Origin of the sequence: Salinimicrobium gaetbulicola, assembly GCF_042676025.1 — a bacterium.
In the GTDB taxonomy this organism is placed as follows: Bacteria; Bacteroidota; Bacteroidia; order Flavobacteriales; family Flavobacteriaceae; genus Salinimicrobium; species Salinimicrobium gaetbulicola.
The window spans coordinates 1,245,266-1,266,141 of the sequence record NZ_JBHTJP010000032.1; the positions used below are offsets into that span (position 1 = coordinate 1,245,266).

The following is a 20,876-nucleotide window of genomic DNA, read 5'->3' on the forward strand; positions in this document are numbered from 1 at the left end:
TTAGATGTATTTCAATTCAATAAAATTATTCTCACTTTTGAATTCACACCATTTTCCATTATCCATTTTGACATTTAATAAATTATTATTATCCAACTTCAAAACAGGGTTTATAACAGACAAGACTCCATTATTAGAATAAAAATATTTCTTATTAATAAAACAGGACACTTTCTTTTTTAAATCATTATCAATAAATAATTCCGTTTCAGCCAAACCAGAATCGTTTAAATATTTATTGGTTAAACCTTTAATGTAGTTCTCTTTATCATTACTGGTTCTGAGAATTAAGTAGTAATAGAAATTTTTATTTATCGTTGATGAATTTGTCAGCATATTGTTCTTAACAACAAAAGGATAAGCACTTTTTCCAGAGACTAATACGAATGCAACGTTATTTATATCTTCATAATCGGTACGAGCAAATTTCCCTTCTTCAGAACTCTCTGGAGTCTCAATTGTTCTATTGTTAATTAGCAATTCAATCTTACTAATAGAAGGTTTTAAAACAATATCCGATTTGACTTTATAATCTATTTTAAAGGCTTTACAATAAAAATCTTTTAAAAATTTGCAGGATTTAGAAACTTCAATCGACGGTAGAATATTTTTATGGCTATTTAAGGTGATTAGGCTATTTATTTCATGTAAATATTTATGAAAATATGTTGCAACAATTTCTGCAGTATCTGATTGTACTTGAAAAACAACCTCTTTCAATTCTTCATTAATCTTTAAGTATATTTCGCAATTGTCATGTTCAATGAAGCAATAAAAACCGTTTTGAAATTGTACAAAACTGGGAATTTCTTTTAAATGCTTTGCAAATGAATATTGAATATCAGATAAAATTACGTTTACAGGCAATGAGCTATCAGTCCAAAACACCTTAATAATTTGACTTAGATTTTTTTCATTGCTAATCACTATTTCTCCCTCTTGATGTTTAAATTCAATACCCTCTAAAAGGTATTGCACTCTTGCAAGACAATTTTTATTTTCAATATCTCCCAGGAATTGAAAGGGCACACCGTCTGTTTTATTGTCCAGCAATTCCAAATATTCCAAATTCGGAAATATTTCCAATATTCTGTGTAATACGGATGTAGAGATATTTAATTTATTATTGGTTAATAGTAGGTAATTTAAATTTTTATGAACTGTTCTTTGATCGAAGAAATCATTTTCAATTAGGTTGTTGGACAGGTTTAAATACTCTAAATTTTTAGGTAAGTCACTAATTTTAAACCCTCTTATTAAATTACGACTTAAATCTAAGTCGTCCAGGTTCTCTGGTAACACTGAAAGGGAATCTAAATTTTTCAGAGTGTTCCCACTCAAGTCCAACTCAATAAGATTCGGCAAATTCAAATTGATTTCAGACAAGCTTTGTATCGTGGTGCCATAAATACTCAACTGGGAGAGGTTGATTGGCAACCATTTAATACGGTCATTGTAACAATACATTAGGCGCAATCCCTGTAATTGTTTCAGTTTTGATAATATTTTAAAATCAAATTCAGTAAAATGTACCCATCCAACTGTGAGTTCCGTAATTTTAGAAGATTCTATTTTCTCAAAAAAGTTACTTAAACCTGTATTAGTTATGTAAAGTGGAATTTCCTTATTATAAATGCTTCTTAATTCTTCTTCAAGTAAAATTCTTTCATCGGTTGTTATAATGAATTTATAAAGGTTTGATAGATTAATTACTTTCTTCCAAATGGCATCTCCCTCGTGAGTTTTAGCCATTTCCAAAGCCATTAAATTTCCTCCCTCAAAATAAATTCGTTTTGTTTTTTTTGGAATAGCAATTTTTGCAGCTTTTTCCAGCGGAATTCCTGTGTAGGAAATTGTCTCTGTACTCGCGTTAATTTTAAAGCTTTTTAAATCACAATTTTCAGAAATGAGTTTTTCATTTTCCACATCGAATTGATATATGCTATTTTTATCCTTTACGGGATAAACAAATTTTTCAACGGATAAAATGTCATCTATAAATTCTTCATTGTCTTCTTGGTTTACATGAAATGCTTTATGATATTCAGCTTTGTGAATAGAAATATGTTTACTCATATATTTTTAATTATTTATTAATGGTGTGATCTCTGAAGGAGCTCTCTTCTTATAAGGCTTTAAAAGGTGCTGGGGAGAATTTTTATTTGCTAATTGAAGGAATACCAGAAATACTATCTCTTATATCCAATAAGAAAGGCATCCCATCACCAGAATATTTCCTAATAAGGTGAACCCTACAAAGCGAGTGTAATTCTTATGAGGAGTTAACGCCGAAATATGAGAATCCAATTTTTTCATCACTTGATCCTCAACCTTCCATGTAGCTTTTCTTTTCGATTCCTCCATAACTTCCACAACAATGTCTCCAAAGGGCACAAATTCCATAAAGAGAAACATTGGTTTCCTTACTATTCCCGGTATTTTATAAACAGAGGAATGAATAATATCATTTCCATTCTTCTTTAGAAGTCCGGTTACTTTGGCCTTTTTCAATCGTTCTTTACCTCCATTCTCAATCTCTTTGATACTGGTTGTGATCAGAATTTCGAAAAAGGATTCCAATAAGTGATAGACGCCTATTCCAATTTTAAATTGAGCATAGTTATAACTTCTATATGCTGCAAGTCCTGAAAACGCTATTCCACTAACTATAAGGCCAAACAGTAAAAAAAGATTTATCCATGCGAAATCAACTACGACAAGATATATTCCATAGATTATAAACCCTGTATTAAAAATGAAAAACAGAGATGCTACTACTGAAACATTTAATATAACATTGGATGCAATTTTTCTACATTCAGTAATCACTTCTTTCGAAGAGTTTCCAAGGAAGTTTGTTGCCTTTTTTATTTTTTCAGACTCTGCTGTTTTTTTACCTGCATCGATTGCTTTTTTGGAAAACTCCTTAGACGAAGACTTAACTATTGATACCGTCTGCTTAACCTTTTCAGAATTTACCGTTTTGTTACCTGCTTCTGAAATTTTCGCGCCGGCTGTGTTGACTAGATTGGTGAGATCTTTTGAGGTGGGAGATTTAAACATAATTTCAAAATTGGTTAGCTAAAATTATTAGGAAAAAATCACATGTCTTTTTCCTTTACTGTTGTTATACTGAATCATCAATTCTTGTGATCTTCTAAGATGTCTTTTCGGGAGATATTTAGCAGAAACATTACCACCTATCGCTTTTATATAAATGTCTGCTCCAAACAGATGTTCATCAATTTTAATATTCCGAATAAACCTGAATGAAATAATATTTCGATCCTTACCTATGAAATACCAGTTCCGTTTTTCCACAGTTATAGTTTCATCGTTGAAATTCAAACGTAGTACCCAGGGATTTATAATGTGAGCAATCTTTCCATTGAAAAGTAAGGCAAGAAATGAGGATCTGGTTTTAAAGTTCATAATCAAGAATTATAGTTGATTTCTATTTCCGCCCATACTCACCATCCTCTTCATCGTATCAAAAAAGGCCTGGTAAAAAGCTTCATCCTTGGCATATAGCCTGTAAAGATCAAGCTCATTTTTGCGTTGCTTACGCATCACTTCATCAATGATCTTCTCCAGTGCCAGATCACTGTTCTGTTTATCGGTATTATTGGCCACCTTCGATTCAAAATCCTGGTGTGCCTGGATATGTTTGCTTAGTTGAATGAACTTCATTTTTTGTTCATCGGGAGTTGCTTCCCATCCCTGGAACCATCTTTCATTGAAATTTTTAATGATATTTTCCAAAATATCTTCTTCTTTCTCGCCATGTGCTCCTCGAGGATTCGGATTCTGTGGATCCAAACCTGTCTCAGATGCATCCAGACCAATTGAGTCATTCAATTTTGTACGCTCCAGGCCGTAGGTTGAAAGATCTACAGACTCTAATAATTCATTCAGGTTATGATCCTGCTCTTTGATCTTTTCAATGGTGATACCGGAAAGGGTTTCCTGGATAGCGGCTTCTAAGGCTTGTTCGTTGGTTTGGCTAGGCATTATGGTTAATTTATATATTTCCCAATACTTTCTATGATCTCTTATAATTTAAGCTCCAAAAGATTTAATTAAATCTCCACCTTTTTCTGTAAGATGGTGGGCATTAGTGTCTCTTTTATAATGTTCTTGTATTACCTTTATCATTTCATCTCTATGTACTCTGATTGAGGTGACATCCCATTCTCCATCTTTCTGAAAAATGAAATATGACTTCAATGTGTCATAAGTATTTTTCTTTTCCTTAAACATCGATCTCTTTACTCCAACCGGTTTTGCACCATACTCAGAGTTTTGCGAAACACTTAACAACACTAGGTTTCCAAAAGAATGTAAATGGTCATCATCAATTTTTGCGTTTTTTTGAGGGTAGATGTGCTCAATAGAATTTCGTGAAACGATACGATAATTATTAAATTCCTCGGTTTTATTATCTTCTCTCCAATTTTTCCAAAGGAGATATTCTAATTTTTGGAACCAGTAATGTTTAAACTTTGTACCGTTACTTTTATTCAAATATTCTTCAAATTTTAATTCAAAGTTCAAATCCAATTCAAGCATTTTATATGTAGCATCTTTATCATTCATAGATGAGCAAAGCGACAATTGATTATCTATTTTTTCTAAACCTTTTAAAATGCTTTCATCAGTAGCAGACTTATCTTGATTCTTCTTATACAGAAAATATAAAAAGGGTGTTAGCCAAAACTGTCTGAGATAGTCTCCTGTAAAGTACAAAACACTCTGCAGCATCAAGATGGCCGATTTTTCATAAGGAGTTCTTGAGTAATAGTTTTCGGAGTTCTTATTAATATTTAGCAACTCTAAACTCTCAATTTTGGTATTATTATCTGAAACCCATTTTACTATGTATTTATCAAAAAGGTTTCTAATGGTCCACAACCTTTCTATAAATCGCTTAATCTCTGCCTGATCCTTCAAGTTGGAAAATATCTCTATAAGACGATTGACATGAAATGTCCCCTCAAAATCTGGTTTATCTTCTAATTTTAAATGAATGCGATATGTATGAAGTAGGAGCTGTCCGAAATTAATTATTGACCGACAATAAATTACTTCTGAATCCCTTTTTTCGTCCTGATCTCTTAAACCTGAATCTTTATAGGGTTCTAAATTCTCCACGTCAATATCGTCAATGGTGAAATTCTCATTTCCGAAATTTCCACTATCCATATCTTCGTATATAAAAATGCTCTTGTTGAAATTAATTTGCTTTGAAAGATCAATTTTAGCCCAAGAACTTTTAGGAAATGAAATACGAGCATTTCTCTCAAAAAAATTTGACATATCCTCGCAAGATTCCCATATTTTACCATATAACACTTTTTCGTCAATATGGTTTAGCAAATTGGATTTAACAATATCTGTTTGCTCCAATTGTACCCCGGCACTGTTGATAGTGGAAAAAAGTTTATTCAAATCCTGTTTTTTAGGAGTGGTATTTTTAATCAGACGTACCCGACTATTTATATAATTCCCAAAATCCTTCAATTCTATCTCTGGCACTTCTTCATCTATAATGCTTTGAATGGTAGTTAATGCTCTGGCAATATTCTGTAAATAAGGGTGCTCTTGTGTATTATAAATTGCCTCTTCAGCAGTTTCTTTATTTTTAATTAAGGCATATAAATAGTTAGCGACCTCCGTTCTTATTTCAAAACTCATTTTCAATTTTCCATCAGGAGTCTTTAGTATCTTTTCTATTTCAGAACCTGATTGTTTGGTCCAAAATACAAAAGCTATAAGCCACATTGTAGTAAAGCGCTGCTGACCGTCTATCAATTCTGCCTCAAAGGAGTTTTCTCTTGTTAAAATAGTTCCTATGTAATAATTACTGTTTTTATCTTTTTGAAATGCCTTATAAAAATCACTCAGTAACTTTTTTACTTCTTGATCACCCCATACATAAGGGCGCTGATAGGAAGGAATAACGAACTTAATATTTTCAATTTGCTTCAAATTGATTAAATCTGTTCCAAATAGTCTATTCTTAATCATCCTGTAAATTTATTTTGTTCGAAACAGCAATGGTTAAATCTTGATCAAACTGCTTTGGATTACTAGTGTAATGCTGTATTTCATTTATATGATCTCCTCCAAAAAAATCGATTAAGGTTTGAATGTGCCTATCTTTGGATTGGTTTTTTTCGGTATTATCTGTGTTAAAAGAATAGGTAAACCTTTTGAGGTAATCATGCAGTTGCTCCACAGTAAACACTTCAAGGATATTGTCTATGAGTTGATTATCATAGACAAGTTTAAAGACACTATCTTCTCTCACATTTCTGCTTACAGAAACCCGTAAAGAATATATTAAACGATATAGCCATAAAGCTGATTCTGTTATCCTGTGGAAACCGAAACGACTTACATAAGTTATTATAGATATTTCTAAAAGTTCCTTTAGAAATATGGTTCCCGAATGGCCGTGCATCAATTTTTCCACGAATTCATAGAATGAGTCTGGTACTCTATGGTCTCGCTTTTCATAATTGAAGAGCAAATCAAATAAATTTATGTATTCATTAATGTAATCCATTGAGTTGTTACCGTCCCAAAGGGGCTGCTTCAACTGTTTATAATGGCTTTCATACATTTGAAGTTGCCTTCCATTTTCAAACTTCACTGCACTGTAATGGTATGATATATCTTCACCAGTTTTAAGTGTTCTTTCCGTAAATTCATCTAGTAGTTCACTTTTGATACCTCTGGTGTCTCTATAAAAAGGAAACCTTCTCCAGTGGCGGTTATCCCAATAGCGTATTTTACTGAGATATTGCATTATATGCTCTACCTTATCGCTTTCCATTTGCTCCCAGCGCCTCGCCTGATAATTCACTACTTTTTTTGAGTTGATGGCTCGTAAATGATGAGCTTTCACAATATCACTTCCACTTAACCGTATTCCTCCTGTATTCTGAGTTTCAAAAAACGTATAGGCTAAGTCCTCGGTTGGAGTTATTACAAGGGTAATATTGATTTGAGAAAAATCTAGATTTTCAATGATGTTGTAATGCTTATACTCATAAATTTCTTTCTGCTTAATTGCATAGAGATAGCTCAAATTCTTTTTGATGTTCTGTACACTGGTAGAAGTTTTATATTCCAATCCTGTTTGAAATTCAGGAGATTGCAATTTACCCAACATCAACATGGTGGTAATTCTTTGTTGACCGTCAATAATATTTAATTTATCATCGTCTTGATGCAAAATGATACTACCGAGATAGAACATGGGCTTGTCAGTCTCATCCCTTTGTTGATAATCACTAAGGTCGTTTAAGAGACGGTTGATTTGTTTCTCAGTCCAAACATATGGCCTTTGATATTCTGGAATGTTTAACTTACCCTTTATATCTGAATTTAGAATCCTTACACCTTTCAAATGAGCGTCTAACAAATGCTGAAATGTGCAACTAATCACTTGTACTTCATTATTCCGTTTCATACAATACTAGCTTCTGTTTATCATAACCTTCGAATTTTTCTTCCTTAAAATATTTGTTATTGCTCTATTTCAAGCTTCCCTGCTTCTCGAACTTCTCCAGCGCCTTCTTTAAGACTACCTCCTCTAGCTCTTTAATAGAGTTCCATTCATCAGAATAAATTGTGTTTAAATAGGCGTTGCAATAGCAATCAATAAAAATTTTCTGCTCCTTTATTTTATTCTCAGTGGCATATTCCCAACCATTAATAAAAGCTTTGGCTTTATCTCTTGCGAATTCAAGACTTTCTTCGTCATCATAAATACCTGCCCTTCCTTTCACATTAATCAGTTCACTGGCGTATTTTTCTCCATATAGCTCAGCGTACTCTTCACTTTTACCTTTAATTAAAGATTCCTCATATGCAAATGCATAATCTTCGCAGTAGATTTCCTGGTATTCATCTCCATACATTAGATCAGCATATTTTCGAGCGTAGATTTCTGATTTTCCACCGTCTATTTGCTGTTTATAAATTTTGGAGTAATTAGCTGCGAGGTTTTCAATAGGTCGCCTCGCATAATCATCGTTGATTACACGATCGATTAGGAATTCTGTGTAGATTTCATCCCCTTTTTGTGTTTTGCAAAAAACCTGCAAATCTTTAAGAGCTTGGTCTTTATTTGTAGCTGCAACTTTTTCGTAACACTTAAATAGCACTCCGTTATCATCCATCATTATCTTAAGATCTGCCCGTGTCATACTCCACGTTTTGCCAAATCCTTCTTCTCTGCATTTGATATAATGGTTAATGAAGTCTCGGGGCACCTCCAATAAGGTATGAGGAGTATCATCTTTTTCTATGTCATTGCTATATTCTAAATCCCTAAGAAAATCTTCTAAAAAAGTTTCAAATACCTGCTCATATTCCCTGTTGCCATTGAACTTGTGCACAACCTCTTTATAGGCTTCTGCACCAATATATTCCTTGATATGCGGTTTCATGTCTTATTTTAAATTTTTAGGAGCTTGATCAGCATTGGTCTGTCTGCCTCCCGATTTCGTAATAGCTTTTTATTTCTTTTATGGTCAAACCGGCTGTAATCAATTTCCAACAGTTTCAAACCATTGGCCGGGATTTGAATTCTTCTGCGCTCGTCGTATCTTCTTCGTTGTTCTCCCCTGGAAATTCCTGAAGCGGTAGATTTCTTATCCCAAAAAGCAACGGTCTCAGTATGCTGTTTTTCCCGGTATTCTATTACCAGTTTTAAACCCGGATAATATGCATCTACCGGTAATTTTGTGCCGGTGTCTCCTCTAAGAAAATCAAAACGGTGTTGCCGCAGACTTTTTTCCTTTAAGATCTCGTCACAGAGATCCAGAATATAAGCCTCATCGCTTTTTGCCCTTTTTGAGATATTAGAGATGGATCTTGTTCTGCCGGCTGATTTTGTTGTTTTTTGATTGACTGAAGCCCTGTCATTTCCTAATATGTCGGCAACCCTTCTGAAATCATCTACAGTATAGCCACCTCCAATTCCAAAATCTGAAGCATAAAAACCAAGCTTTCTGATTTTATTCCTGATGCCTTTTTGCTCCGAAGCACCGGCAACCAGTTTTTGTTTAATTAGCTGCTCGATCTGCCTGGCTTCTTCTTTGGTAAATTGGGATTTGCCTTTCATTGCTTAGTCTTTTGTAACCTTTATCTTCCCTGTCACCGCCGCGTCTATTAAACTGCTCTAATATTCCCAATTGCTGTATAACGATCTTAATCTTTTCATTTTTAACTTAATAAAACTCCTTCAATCTGTCATTGAAGAACCTCTTCAAAAACACCAATGACTCGAAAAGAGTATAAATCATCCTCTTCAATTTCTATATCTTCATATTTGTTATTAAAAGAGAGTGGTTTCAATGTTATAGAGGAATGACTCCAGTCTCCATTTTCCACAATTTTTTTACTGTGATATTCTTTAACTGTATAGCCCGATCCAAAATCGGGATCCTGAATGTTGGTATGCTCAACCAGGACAATTTTTCCATTTCTGGTTCCGCCGGGATCTTTCCTGAACAAACAAATCGATCCGTTTGGAATTATCTTGTTCATTGATTCCCCATTGACATAACAGGCAAAAAGGTCTTTTGAAGGTCGAAATCTTGTAGGAAGCTCAACCCAATCTAGATCTTTTACATTTTGTTCCTCACTGAAGTCTCCGGCAGCAGCTCTAAGATCATAAAGAGGTACACTATTCACGAAGGGAATAACCTCTTCATGAGGTAAAAGTTCAAGTTTTTCCTCTTCAGCTTCAAATTGCGGTATGAACTTTTTAAAATATTCTCTCAAGTTTGCATCGCAGACGTAGATGTAAGTTCCCCTTATGCCCCTCAGCAATACTGTTTTATAAATGTTGAGGATGAAAGCTTTAAGTTCCCCAGGATCTTCTATAGACTGCTTGCCATTTTTATCAAAGTAGTTTTCCTTTATAATAACAATCTCATCCTTTTCCTTATTGTAAGTGATTTCATGACCGAAAATTACTCCCGTGTAATTTAAGTCGTAACCCTGGGTGGTATGAATACAACCAACCTCATTTACAGAACCCTCTGAGTTTACCCAGTCAATATTTGTGGTATTCCACCTCAATTCAGTTTCTCCAATTTTAATATCGTAGAGTTCTTTTTTCTTGTTGGAAACCCATTCCCATGAATATCCAGCGACCAGACGGGCCAAACCATGTTCGTTGTTCCTTTTCTTTATTTCCTCTACAAGATTTTCAACCGAATTGAAAAGAACTACTTCATAATCTTTTGAATTATAAGGGGCTTCTTTAAGACCTGGATGGCAATCCAAAAGATCTTCAACAAATTTCACATAGTTATTTCCTCCCTTGACCCGGAACTGAGATTGCAGAAAATCAATAGTCGTGTAAGGATCTGACTTGAGTTTCTCAAAACTTTCCTTCTTAGCATCTGAGGGTTTTATGGCCTGGTTCTGATCATAAAACAGAACACATTTTTTTGATTGTTTTTGCACCCAATCAAGCTCGCTGCAATTATTCTTATCTAAACCCAGTTTTTCACACACCCGGTCAAAAGCTCCGTAATATGCACCCAGATTTATTCTACGGCGTAGACGATGAGATTCATCAACCAGAACTATATCATAATCTTCTTTAATGACTTCAGCCGGACCAATTACCATGTTAGCTGTTAAGCCTTTTATGTTTTTAAAGACCTTCTTTATAGTATTTCTGAAAGAAGACATTGGCACGACCAAAGCCATTTTTGGATGGGGGTACTTATATTTTAAGGAAGTAATCTTTTCGAGAAACTCAGCTTCGTCATCTCCAAACTCCTTGAAATTGAAGTCTGTATTATCTGTGTTAAGAAGTTTGAAGAGAAAAACTGCAAGTATGGTTTTGCCAGTGCCGGCCCCCCCTTCAATGACCACATTTTTGAAATTATCATTTAAGAGGCTGTTGATGATCTTTAGCAGACCTTGTTGTTGTTCAGGAGTAAGGGTTTTATAGGGGGAATATTTGAATAAATCGGAGTTATTTATATACTCCAGCGAATGCTTGGTAACTCCTTCGGCACGAAGCTTATCCCATATGGATCTGAAAATTCCCCAGTAGACTTCTTTTTTCTGGTAGTAATTATGATTCGCCAGACCAATATTTCCGTTAAGTAGCTTGTATTGTCCGTCTCCGGAGATATACTTTATAAGATTGGACTCAACATCTAAAGTTGCAGATTTGTTGAATTTCTCACTGGTGATAAGATGAACTGCAGTAAGCTTGCTTTTAGTGTTATTTTTAAGATGACTGTTCATCCGGGAGTATGCATCAGTAGTTTCGCCTACATAAGCTTCCTTGGTCTTGCCATCACTTAAAATGTAAACTAAAGGCCAAAGATCCTTTGCGAAATGGGATGTCTGGAATTCCTGGAACAGATTTGAGTTAAAATCGAAACTATTGATTTCAACATCATAATTGGAAATCATAGTTCGGTGTATTTCTTGGCAGTACCCTTGGATTTTTCTACAGTATATTTTAGACCGTTCTTCTCGATTTTATCTAGGACGATCTCCTTAACATCCAATCCATACTTTTCAGCCAGTAAGAATGCGAAAGAGAAAACATCCGCCAATTCTTCTTTTACTTTTTCTTTATCGGCTTCCTCTGCTTCCTTCCATAAAAATAGTTCCAGTAGTTCCCCTGCCTCGACATTGAGTGCTACAGCCAGGTCTTTTGGATTATGAAATTGCTCCCAATCTCTTTCGTTCCTGAATTTTATAAGGGCGTCGATAATTTCTTTCATATCTTTCTTTTTATTGCAAACATTCTTCTGTGAAAAATTTACACAGACTTAAAAAATTAAGAAAGTCGTTCGGAATAGTGAAGTAGGGGAGCAGAATTCCAGAACAGGAGTAAATCTAAATATTTTCTTAAAGCTTTGAAAGCTCAGACACCAAAATAACCAATATTTCACAAGAGAAAATGAGGTTTTCCGTAAGTTCAGCGACAAGAATCGTCATACAGTTCTTTCAGCAATACGAAAAACAGATTTTTTGAGGGAATTCCTCTTCTTACTCCGGCGGTTATAATATCTTCCACACAAAGGTTATAGTGATTTTGGAATTCGGTTAGATCAAGGTCCATTTCTATCTGTACCACGGCTGTTTTCAGATGCCGGAGTTGCTCCAGGGTTTCCCTTATCCCATCTAGTAACTCAGGATCATTTTCTACCAGCACAAATATGTGTGCCACCGGGCTGGTGAACAATAGGCAACGATCCTGGAAATTTTCTACTACAAAAGAGCTGTTTTCAAAATCCTCAAAAACACAAGCCAATACTGCTTCCTGAAGAGTAAACCGGCATAACCTTTCAAAACTGCTGGTTTTGCTCAGTCCTTTGAAGAATTGAATATCTTTCATTTGCCTGAAGATTTATTGGTGAGACTGAACCTCCACTCCACCTCACCAAGGTCTATGGTATTATTTATCTTCATTTCAAGATGAGCCCCAAAGACATCTGGAATTCCCACCTGCAGGCAAAGTTCGTACCCGCCAAAGATCCCTTCGGAAAGATGTGTTCGGGCTGCATATTTGATCTCAGCCTGTATATGCTGATATTGTTCTTCAGTTATAGTGACCTCAAGTTTTCTCATACTGCTATTTTAACAGAACAAGGATATAAAGAGGTGACGACAAAGGGTGACGTCTAAGATGGAATCCTCCTAAATTAATTTTGTGGAATTACTTGTATAAAATATCGAAAGTAAAAATATTACTACGTCTATTTCCCTGCACTTGGACTGGATAGTTTTTACCGTCATATTCATAGCTCCAGGTACCATGTATTTCACCATTACTTTTTACTTCGGTAATATTGTTATTTAAATAGGAAAACTCATATCCTTGATAAGGAAAAAGAAGATCCTCACCATAAGATAGGTCACCCATAATATCTAGAAATTGGATAAGATAAATTGAATTGAGTTGACCATAAAAAGGGTTTAGTTTATCATCATAGGTATAGCTATGAGTATATTCTAAGACATTTTCAGGACTATAGGTTTGTATCTGGATCAGGTTGCCATGTGCATCATAGGCAAAGGTTGATTTACTACCATATTTGAACATCTCACTAATTAAACCACTACTATTTACTTTTAGGGAAATTATCTCATCATTGTTAGAAGTAACTGTGATAATATCCTGATCATAAGAAAATTTTAAAGATGTAGGACCAATATATTCTACATTGGATGTCATCTCTGAACTCACCAATCTTCCTTGATTGTCGTATTGATATAGTGTAACAGACTCATATCCTGAAATTAATGAGCGGTATGTATTTTCAATAACATTATTATTTGAATCATATTTAAAGTTAATCACACTATTAATATCTTCTTCCAAAAAGATGTCATTAATCTGAACCAATAGATCAGACTCATTATAGCGATATTCGAGATTATAATTATCTCGTACATACTCCTTATGAACTAAATTTCGGCGATCACCGCTTTCCTCCATAGTTTCCGTTGAACAAGATGTGAAAAGGGTTAGTGAAATGATTGCAATGATTAAAAATTGTGTTTTCATTAAAAGAAAAATTTTAGAGTACTGTTGTATGGGAATTAGTAATGTTGCGAATTGGTTCTCCAAAAGGATTGAACAATTTTGGTTTAAATTTAAGCTAAACCATGGGAAGGAGGTAGGGGGCAACTTTCAGGATCAGCATCGTTAAAGATTTCTTAAAATTAAAAAAATCTAGAAGAACAATCTATTAAGATTTAAGGATATTTTTTCAATACGGATTAAGAGAATATAAAAATTGTGGGGAAAATGTGGGGAAAAACGAGGCTTAAAAACTAAAAAGCCTTGAAAATCAAGTGATTAACAAGGCTTTAAGTACTCGGAGCGGGACTTGAACCCGCACGACCGTTGCTGGTCATTGGATTTTAAGTCCAACGTGTCTACCAATTCCACCATCCGAGCGTGGAAGGTTATAAAAAAACGAAAAATTATTCGCTTTTCAGAGCGAAAAACGGGATTCGAACCCGCGACCTCCACCTTGGCAAGGTGGCGCTCTACCAACTGAGCTATTTTCGCGATTTGTAAGAACTTTTGCTATTGCCTACTGGCCTGATAGCGGATGCAAATTTAATACAATTCTTATAATAGCAAAGATTTTTTTATAAAAATGAAGCCTAAACCCCCGCTTTATTTTTCGCCGTCAGCATTCTTTTGATCTCGTTCAATTTCATCTAAGCCTCCACCGGGGTAAGTGTATCAATATCAGCATGTAATATTTCCTCCTTTAATTCCTCTAAAATTGGATCAGCTAAATTAAAGAAGCTTAGCCGCATCTCTTCTTCGGCCGATTCCTTCAAAATACTGCCGTTCTCCTGGATGCCATGTGATTTTTCGAGCTTCGTAAGGATCTTATTCCCCGCGCTATTATTGTTGCATGCTTGTTTCCTCCTGTGCCTTACGGCCCATCCCATTAGAACATAGCCTGGTGCAAATGCAAACTTACGCCTCTCAAAGTTTCAGGAAGTGCTATCAACGGGTTAAACAGCAGGAAGATTTTACTGCCAAACAGACTACTGCACAGGTCTCTATTTGATTAATATAGAATTTCCTAACTTTCAAAAATTTAAAAACCAATACTGTGTTCAAAAACTACTTCCTGTTTCTGCTTCTTTCGGTAATAGTACTTTTGACTTCCTGCGAAAAAGAAGACCCTGTTCCGCAAATCGATTACGCTATTGCATCCACTTCACATTTCGAGCTGCTTGATCAACACCCGAACGGCTGGATAAAGCAAGGCCGGTATCAGCTTTCCGGAAATCCTACCGAAGCCTTTGAATATTATGAAAACGGTTATATAAAATCGGCTAAAATATACGCCAGCTATCCGCAGCACCACCTGTATATGGAGGTTAGTCGTAGTGAAGACAATAAGCCACTTTGGTCTAAATACTACCATCCCACCGGGGAGTTATGGTTTGAAACGGAATATAAGAACGGGCTTCCCTCCACCAAGAAAGTATATAGTGAGGAAGGTACAGCTATCCATAAGTATTCCGATGGAGAGTTGAGTTCGGTGGAATTTACTGCGGCTGATGGCAGCAGTACCACACTCACCACTTACAACAAAGCTGAGGGAACCCGGAATGTAACCATCACAAATAATGGAGAAACCGTTCTTGATGAAAATTATGCTTACCGGGAGCAGGTAGGCGCGGGAATGTACACCAATACTCATGTTCCGGTGGCAAATCCTTTTGGTGCTGCTGAAACCTCCTACAATAAAATTAATCAGTCATTTTCCCAAAGTCCTGCATGGCAAAACAGGGCCGACCCAATTTCAATGATGTTTCCTTATCGGCTATTCGATGAATTTTACAATCCGGGAAATTATTTTGCCACAAGGTTTGCTGTCAGCACCGAACTCTACCAGTCGGTCATTGAACAATATCCGGTAACCGAAAGGGGAGTATTAATTGGTGGTGGTAAATACGAGGACGGTTACGAATACTTCCACAACCAATGGGAGGTACGGGACTCCCTGTCCAAAGTATATGATGAAGATCCTGAGCTGTACAAGCTGAAATACGGAAACCAAACTGTTGAAAAAGTAGGTTACGGGAAGATCTTTTTTGTAATTGGTGCAATCCGAAACCTGCCCACTGACAGTAATGTAGCCGATAACATTAAAAATATTGCCCGCAAGCATATGGAGGCCATGATCAACGGCAGGACCGGTATCACCCCTAAGGAGCAGGAAATACTTGACAAGGTATGGTTTGAGGTTAAATTTTTCTCCACCCTTAAAGAACACCGGGATGGAGTGGTGATTAATTCTGCTGAAGATTATTCAAATGCCGTTGAAAAAGTAAATACCGGCGAGCTTTCGGTAGTTCAACTGAAATACGAATCGGTTGAAAATCTATAAAGAGGAATGTAAGATCGAGAGGAAATCGAAGATTCGACAAAGTCAAAACTTGTCAGGAATTCAACTTTGAGATGAGCTGGGAGTAGCTCAAAGTCAGGAGACTTTGAGCAGCAGGAAGGCTCTTGGTTGCAGTCAGCATGATGATTTTTAAAACTTCATTAAACTCCCGCTTTATTTTTCGCGGTCAGCATTCTCTTGATCTCGTTCAGTTTCATCAAAGCCTCCACCGGGGTAAGTGTATCAATATCAGTATGTAATATTTCCTCTTTCAAATCCTCCAGGATGGGATCGTCCAGGTTGAAGAAACTCAGCTGCATCTCTTCCTCGGCCGATTTCTTCAAAATGCTGCCGTTCTCCTGCATGCCGTGTGACTTTTCAAGCTTCTTAAGGATCTTATTCGCCCTGTGCAGCACCTGTTGGGGCATACCCGCCATCCTGGCGACATGTATCCCGAAACTGTGCTCGCTTCCTCCCGGCACCAGCTTCCGCAGAAACAATACGTTATCCTTAAGCTCCTTTACAGAAACATTGTAGTTCTTGATCCTTTTAAAGGTCTCTCCCATATCGTTCAGCTCGTGATAATGGGTCGCGAACAGGGTCTTTACTTTTGCCGGATGTTCGTGCAGGTACTCGGTAATGGCCCAGGCAATGGAGATCCCGTCATAGGTGCTGGTTCCCCGTCCTATCTCATCCAGTAGCACCAGGCTCCTGTCTGATAGGTTGTTCAGGATGCTGGCCGTCTCGTTCATCTCGACCATGAAGGTAGATTCTCCCATTGAAATATTGTCGCTGGCCCCTACCCTGGTGAAGATCTTATCTACCAGCCCCGCTTTCACCGATTCGGCCGGCACGAAACTTCCCATTTGCGCCATGAGCACAATGAGGGCGGTCTGCCTTAATATTGCCGACTTACCACTCATGTTGGGCCCCGTGATCATAATGATCTGTTGTTCCTCGCGATCCAGGAACACGTCATTGGCCACGTAGGTTTCTGAAAGCGGCAGTTGTTTTTCAATTACCGGGTGTCTTCCGTTCCTGATATCAAGCTCGAAGGAGTCATTAATTTCCGGTTTGCAGTAGTTTTCAGCAACTGCCTGCTGCGCAAAGGAACACAGGCAATCCAGCTGCCCTATCAAATGAGCGTTCTGCTGCACCGGCTGTATATAATCCCCTATCCATATAATGAGCTTCTGAAAGATCTCCTGCTCCAGTTGCTGGATCTTCTCCTCGGCGCCGAGGATCTTGGCCTCATATTCTTTTAATTCCTGGGTGATGTACCTTTCGGCATTCACCAGGGTCTGTTTTCGTATCCAGCTTTCGGGCACCTTGTCCTTGTGGGAATTCCGCACTTCGATATAATACCCGAACACGTTGTTGCTGGCGATCTTCAGGGAGGTGATCCCCGTTTCCCTGATCTCACGCTCCAGCATGTTATCCAGGTAATCTTTCCCCGAAAAGGCTATTTTTCGCAGCTCGTCCAGTTCTTCGGAAAAACCGTCGGCTATACTTTTTCCCTTCAGGATATTAACCGGCGCCTCTTCAAAAAGGGTCTCCTTGATCTTGCTTCGCAACAGATCACAGCTCTGGAGGTTCTCCCCCAGTACTTTCAGGGCTTCATCTTCAGAATTCGCCGCCAAAGATTTAACCGGCACTACCGCTTCCAGGGAATTCTTCAGCTGAATGATCTCCCGCGGATTCACCTTTCCGGCAGCCACCTTAGAGATGAGACGCTCAAGATCACTGATCTGTTTTATGTGATGCTGAATTTTCCGGTGCACCTCTGCATTCGCTGTAAAATATTCCACGACCTGGTGCCGTTTCCTGATCTTTTCAGCATTTTTCAGCGGCAGGGCCAGCCAGCGCTTCAGCATTCTTCCCCCCATCGGGGAAATGGTTTTATCAATGACATCAAGCAGGGTGACCGCGTTCTGGGCGGTGGAATTGTACAGCTCCAGGTTGCGGATGGTAAAACGATCCATCCACACGTATTCCTCTTCAGCTATTCGGGTGATGCCCGTAATATGCTGCAGGCGGTGGTGCTGGGTTTCCCCGAGATAATACAACACCGCACCCGCAGAGATAACTCCCTCTTCCAGCTGCTCCACCCCAAAACCTTTTAAAGACTTAGTCTTAAAATGGGAATTAAGGGTCTCGTAGGCGTAATCCTGCTTGTATACCCAGTCTTCCAGGAAAAAAGTGTGATGATCTTCTCCAAAAGCCTTCAGGAATTCCTTCTTCCTGTTCTTGGGAACAAGCACCTCGCTCGGGCTGAAATTCTGAAGCAGTTTGTCTATATATTCCGAACTTCCCTGGGCCGTCAAAAACTCTCCGGTAGAAACATCCAGAAATGATATTCCCAGCTCCCTTTTTCCGAAGTGCACGGCGCAAAGAAAATTATTCGATTTACTCTGAAGTACCTCATCGTTCATGGAAACTCCGGGAGTCACCAGCTCGGTCACGCCCCTTTTAACGATCGACTTGGTCATTTTAGGGTCTTCCAGCTGATCGCAGATAGCGACCCGCTCCCCTGCTTTCACAAGTTTGGGCAAATAGGTATTGAGGGAATGGTGAGGGAATCCTGCCAGCTCCATCTTTTCGCCACCATTGTTCCGGTTAGTGAGCACGATATTCAAAATTCGGGCAGCCTTGACAGCATCTTCCCCGAAAGTTTCGTAAAAATCGCCCACCCTGAACAGCAACAGGGCATCAGGATATTTCTTCTTGATGGTATTGTATTGCTGCATTAAAGGCGTAACCTTCTTACCTGATTTTGCTGACACTTGCTTGAATTTTTAAGTAGCTGCTAATGTACTTATTCCACGATTTTAATTAAAATAAAAGTTTCAGGAATTGGACTGAATATAAAATTCCGGGAAGCTGAGCCCAGATAAAATACCTGTTCAAAAAACTTCCCGGAATCTAAATTATTCAGCGGGCGACTACTTTTTACTTTCCTGCATGGCTTTCCAGAAAGGAGACATATCATAGAAGCCGTATTCCTCTACAATTTTTCCATCCTTGTACATTAGAGCCAGGTGTACCGGGATCTTAAGATTCTGCCTGTTGGACTTCAGCGTGCCTTCCCAGATTCCCCAGAAATAGACCCACTTTTGACCTTTGTCATCAATTATTTGTTCGAAGAAAGCCGGTTCGTCCACAAACTCATACGAAGAAAAATTGTCAAGGAAGCCTGAATGATCCTCAATGAACTCATCGGGAGAAACAGATTCATCCCAGTTGTTATGAAAGATCCTGGCATCATCTCCAAATTGAGCTTTCCAGGAATCCCAGTCTTTCTTTTCATAATCCATAAGACCCTTTTTAACCAAGTCGATCATCGGGGACGAGGTGGTGTATCGCGCTTCCTGCATCTCTCCTGCCCCGGTTTCTTTAGATTTAAATTCGATCTGTATGGCTTCAAGAGGTTGACCTGCCGTATTCTTAGGCTTGTGACTGTCTTCCTCTGTCCAGATAACATCCCCGGCTGTAGTGGTCATGGGTGCCGTCTGCCCGTTGGGCAAGGTAAAATCAACTTTAGCGTCAGTAAGGAAAACCACCACTCCTTTGGGGTGTTTATGCATCACCGATTCCTCTCCGGGCCCGTAATTTATTCTTAATACCCGCACCTCATCATTATCCAGCTCTACTTTGTAATGTTTCGGGTCCTCCTTAACCGGATCCTGGGCCATTATCGCGGGCGTGAGAAATAACATGCATGCCCCTGGCAGCAAGCCCTTCAACAGGTTCATTTTCAATTTTTCCATCTTAGTTCTATTATTGGTTACACTTAAAATTATTATTACAACCAATTTGGGACTGGATTTGCAGGAGGTTCAGTTTAAATTAGCGGTATGTCCTCCATTAATAAATGATATTATTGAGTATTCTTTCCAGGTTTCGCTCCAGGGGTTTGAACTTCTCGTCGGCAAAGAAGATCTCCTGCATCTCTTTTTGAAGCGCGGTCAATTCGCGGTGTGAAAAATGGTGTTTCGAAACACTCTCCCTGATCTTTTCCAGGGCCAGGTCTTCATTATCTTCAGAAAATTCATCGTAGATCTTCTCAAAATCCTGTGGCTTCACTTTAGATTTTATGAGGTTTACCTCTTCCTCGCTTTCCACTCTGTCTGCATTCGCACACAATAAAAGGATGTAGATCTTTAATTCATTTTTAGACCAGTGAGCTTTACCGTTTTTCATAGCGCCTTATTTTAAATATAGTATATCGTTAATCTCCGGAGCCTTTACACCGCAGGGATAATGCAAAAAAATAGGGGGATGTTTTTAAATACCGCAGAAACAGCCTTCAATTTACTCATTTTTAAGGATTTAAACCAATACTTATTTTTAGATCTGCGATTTTCTCTTCGGAAGGATCGCGCAAGAAAAGAGTCAAAATTTCCTATTTTTGCGCCTATGGAAAACCGCAAACTCAAGAACAGCGAGCTGGAGCGCAAAAGCCCTGACGAATTCAAGGAAGCCAAAAAGACTCCTGTAATTGTCATTTTAGACAATGTACGCAGCCTGAATAATATTGGCTCCATCTTTCGCACAGCCGATGCGTTTTTACTCGAAAAAATATACCTCTGCGGAATCACCGCTACCCCGCCACATAAGGACATTCAAAAAACGGCCCTGGGTGCTACCGAAACCGTGGCCTGGGAATATGTTGAAGACTCGCTTAGCCTGGTTGAAGAACTGAAACAGGAAGACATCCGGGTCTTTTCCGTAGAACAAGCCGAAAATGCCACGATGCTGAATGACTTCCTACCCGAAAAAGGCAAAAAATACGCCCTTGTCTTTGGGAATGAGGTAAAAGGGGTGCAACAAAAGGTAGTATCTGCAAGCGACGGCGTCATTGAGATCCCGCAGCTGGGCAGCAAGCATTCTCTCAATATCTCGGTAAGCGCAGGCGTGGTGCTGTGGGATGTTTTTTCAAAATTGCAGTATTCTTAA

18 protein-coding genes, 2 tRNA genes and 1 pseudogene are annotated in these 20,876 nt (G+C 38.0%); 2 read left to right on the forward strand and 19 right to left on the reverse strand.

Features of this window, described 5'->3' with window-relative positions; genetic code table 11:
- The 16 genes and pseudogenes from ACFQ1G_RS07120 to ACFQ1G_RS07195 form a co-directional block, all read right to left on the reverse strand.
- Window positions 1-2,076, reverse strand: a complete 2,076-nt coding sequence (locus ACFQ1G_RS07120; protein WP_380737990.1) for a leucine-rich repeat domain-containing protein — start codon at window positions 2,074-2,076, stop codon at window positions 1-3.
- A gap of 120 nt (window positions 2,077-2,196) precedes the next feature.
- Window positions 2,197-3,063, reverse strand: a complete 867-nt coding sequence (locus ACFQ1G_RS07125) for a hypothetical protein (protein WP_380737992.1) — start codon at window positions 3,061-3,063, stop codon at window positions 2,197-2,199.
- Window positions 3,064-3,090: 27 nt separating this feature from the next.
- Window positions 3,091-3,432, reverse strand: coding sequence for a hypothetical protein (locus tag ACFQ1G_RS07130; protein ID WP_380737994.1), 342 nt, complete (start codon window positions 3,430-3,432; stop codon window positions 3,091-3,093).
- A gap of 9 nt (window positions 3,433-3,441) precedes the next feature.
- Complete coding sequence (locus tag ACFQ1G_RS07135) at window positions 3,442-4,011, reverse strand: hypothetical protein (RefSeq protein WP_380737996.1); 570 nt, start codon at window positions 4,009-4,011, stop codon at window positions 3,442-3,444.
- 48 nt (window positions 4,012-4,059) lie between these two features.
- Complete coding sequence (locus ACFQ1G_RS07140) at window positions 4,060-6,027, reverse strand: DUF262 domain-containing protein (protein ID WP_380737998.1); 1,968 nt, start codon at window positions 6,025-6,027, stop codon at window positions 4,060-4,062.
- Window positions 6,020-7,477 (reverse strand): DUF262 domain-containing protein, encoded by a 1,458-nt coding sequence (locus ACFQ1G_RS07145; RefSeq protein ID WP_380738000.1) that lies wholly within the window; start codon window positions 7,475-7,477, stop codon window positions 6,020-6,022. Before ACFQ1G_RS07145 ends, ACFQ1G_RS07140 begins: the two co-directional genes overlap by 8 nt.
- A 64-nt stretch (window positions 7,478-7,541) precedes the next feature.
- Window positions 7,542-8,459, reverse strand: coding sequence for a hypothetical protein (locus tag ACFQ1G_RS07150; protein WP_380738002.1), 918 nt, complete (start codon window positions 8,457-8,459; stop codon window positions 7,542-7,544).
- Between the two features lie 8 nt (window positions 8,460-8,467).
- Window positions 8,468-9,136, reverse strand: coding sequence for a hypothetical protein (locus ACFQ1G_RS07155; protein ID WP_380738004.1), 669 nt, complete (start codon window positions 9,134-9,136; stop codon window positions 8,468-8,470).
- 128 nt (window positions 9,137-9,264) lie between these two features.
- Window positions 9,265-11,457, reverse strand: coding sequence for a DNA/RNA helicase domain-containing protein (locus ACFQ1G_RS07160; RefSeq protein WP_380738006.1), 2,193 nt, complete (start codon window positions 11,455-11,457; stop codon window positions 9,265-9,267).
- Window positions 11,454-11,774, reverse strand: coding sequence for a nucleotide pyrophosphohydrolase (locus ACFQ1G_RS07165; RefSeq protein WP_380738007.1), 321 nt, complete (start codon window positions 11,772-11,774; stop codon window positions 11,454-11,456). Before ACFQ1G_RS07165 ends, ACFQ1G_RS07160 begins: the two co-directional genes overlap by 4 nt.
- A gap of 197 nt (window positions 11,775-11,971) precedes the next feature.
- A complete protein-coding gene (locus ACFQ1G_RS07170; RefSeq protein ID WP_380738009.1) occupies window positions 11,972-12,391 on the reverse strand; it encodes a hypothetical protein in 420 nt (139 codons plus the stop codon).
- Window positions 12,388-12,624, reverse strand: coding sequence for a hypothetical protein (locus ACFQ1G_RS07175; RefSeq protein WP_380738011.1), 237 nt, complete (start codon window positions 12,622-12,624; stop codon window positions 12,388-12,390). Before ACFQ1G_RS07175 ends, ACFQ1G_RS07170 begins: the two co-directional genes overlap by 4 nt.
- Before the next feature lie 88 nt (window positions 12,625-12,712).
- Window positions 12,713-13,564, reverse strand: coding sequence for a hypothetical protein (locus tag ACFQ1G_RS07180; protein WP_380738012.1), 852 nt, complete (start codon window positions 13,562-13,564; stop codon window positions 12,713-12,715).
- 310 nt (window positions 13,565-13,874) lie between these two features.
- Window positions 13,875-13,960 (reverse strand) — tRNA-Leu (locus tag ACFQ1G_RS07185).
- Window positions 13,961-14,001: 41 nt separating this feature from the next.
- Window positions 14,002-14,074 (reverse strand) — tRNA-Gly (locus tag ACFQ1G_RS07190).
- 155 nt (window positions 14,075-14,229) lie between these two features.
- Window positions 14,230-14,412 (reverse strand): annotated as a pseudogene (locus tag ACFQ1G_RS07195) (hypothetical protein); the annotation flags it as partial.
- A gap of 224 nt (window positions 14,413-14,636) precedes the next feature.
- Between ACFQ1G_RS07195 and ACFQ1G_RS07200 the strand changes: the two are divergent.
- Complete coding sequence (locus tag ACFQ1G_RS07200) at window positions 14,637-15,923, forward strand: hypothetical protein (RefSeq protein WP_380738014.1); 1,287 nt, start codon at window positions 14,637-14,639, stop codon at window positions 15,921-15,923.
- A gap of 158 nt (window positions 15,924-16,081) precedes the next feature.
- On the opposite strand, the gene mutS is transcribed toward ACFQ1G_RS07200, so the two are convergent.
- The 3 genes from mutS to ACFQ1G_RS07215 all read right to left on the reverse strand — a co-directional run bounded on the left by mutS (window position 16,082) and on the right by ACFQ1G_RS07215 (window position 20,120).
- A complete protein-coding gene (gene mutS / locus ACFQ1G_RS07205) occupies window positions 16,082-18,667 on the reverse strand; it encodes a DNA mismatch repair protein MutS (protein ID WP_380738478.1) in 2,586 nt (861 codons plus the stop codon).
- A gap of 195 nt (window positions 18,668-18,862) precedes the next feature.
- Window positions 18,863-19,687, reverse strand: a complete 825-nt coding sequence (locus tag ACFQ1G_RS07210; protein WP_380738016.1) for a hypothetical protein — start codon at window positions 19,685-19,687, stop codon at window positions 18,863-18,865.
- A gap of 97 nt (window positions 19,688-19,784) precedes the next feature.
- On the reverse strand, window positions 19,785-20,120 hold the full coding sequence (locus ACFQ1G_RS07215; protein WP_380738017.1) for a hypothetical protein: 336 nt from the start codon (window positions 20,118-20,120) through the stop codon (window positions 19,785-19,787).
- A gap of 216 nt (window positions 20,121-20,336) precedes the next feature.
- On the opposite strand from ACFQ1G_RS07215, the gene ACFQ1G_RS07220 reads away from it, so the two are divergent.
- Entirely contained in the window at window positions 20,337-20,876 is a 540-nt protein-coding gene (locus ACFQ1G_RS07220; RefSeq protein ID WP_380738480.1) for an RNA methyltransferase, read from the forward strand.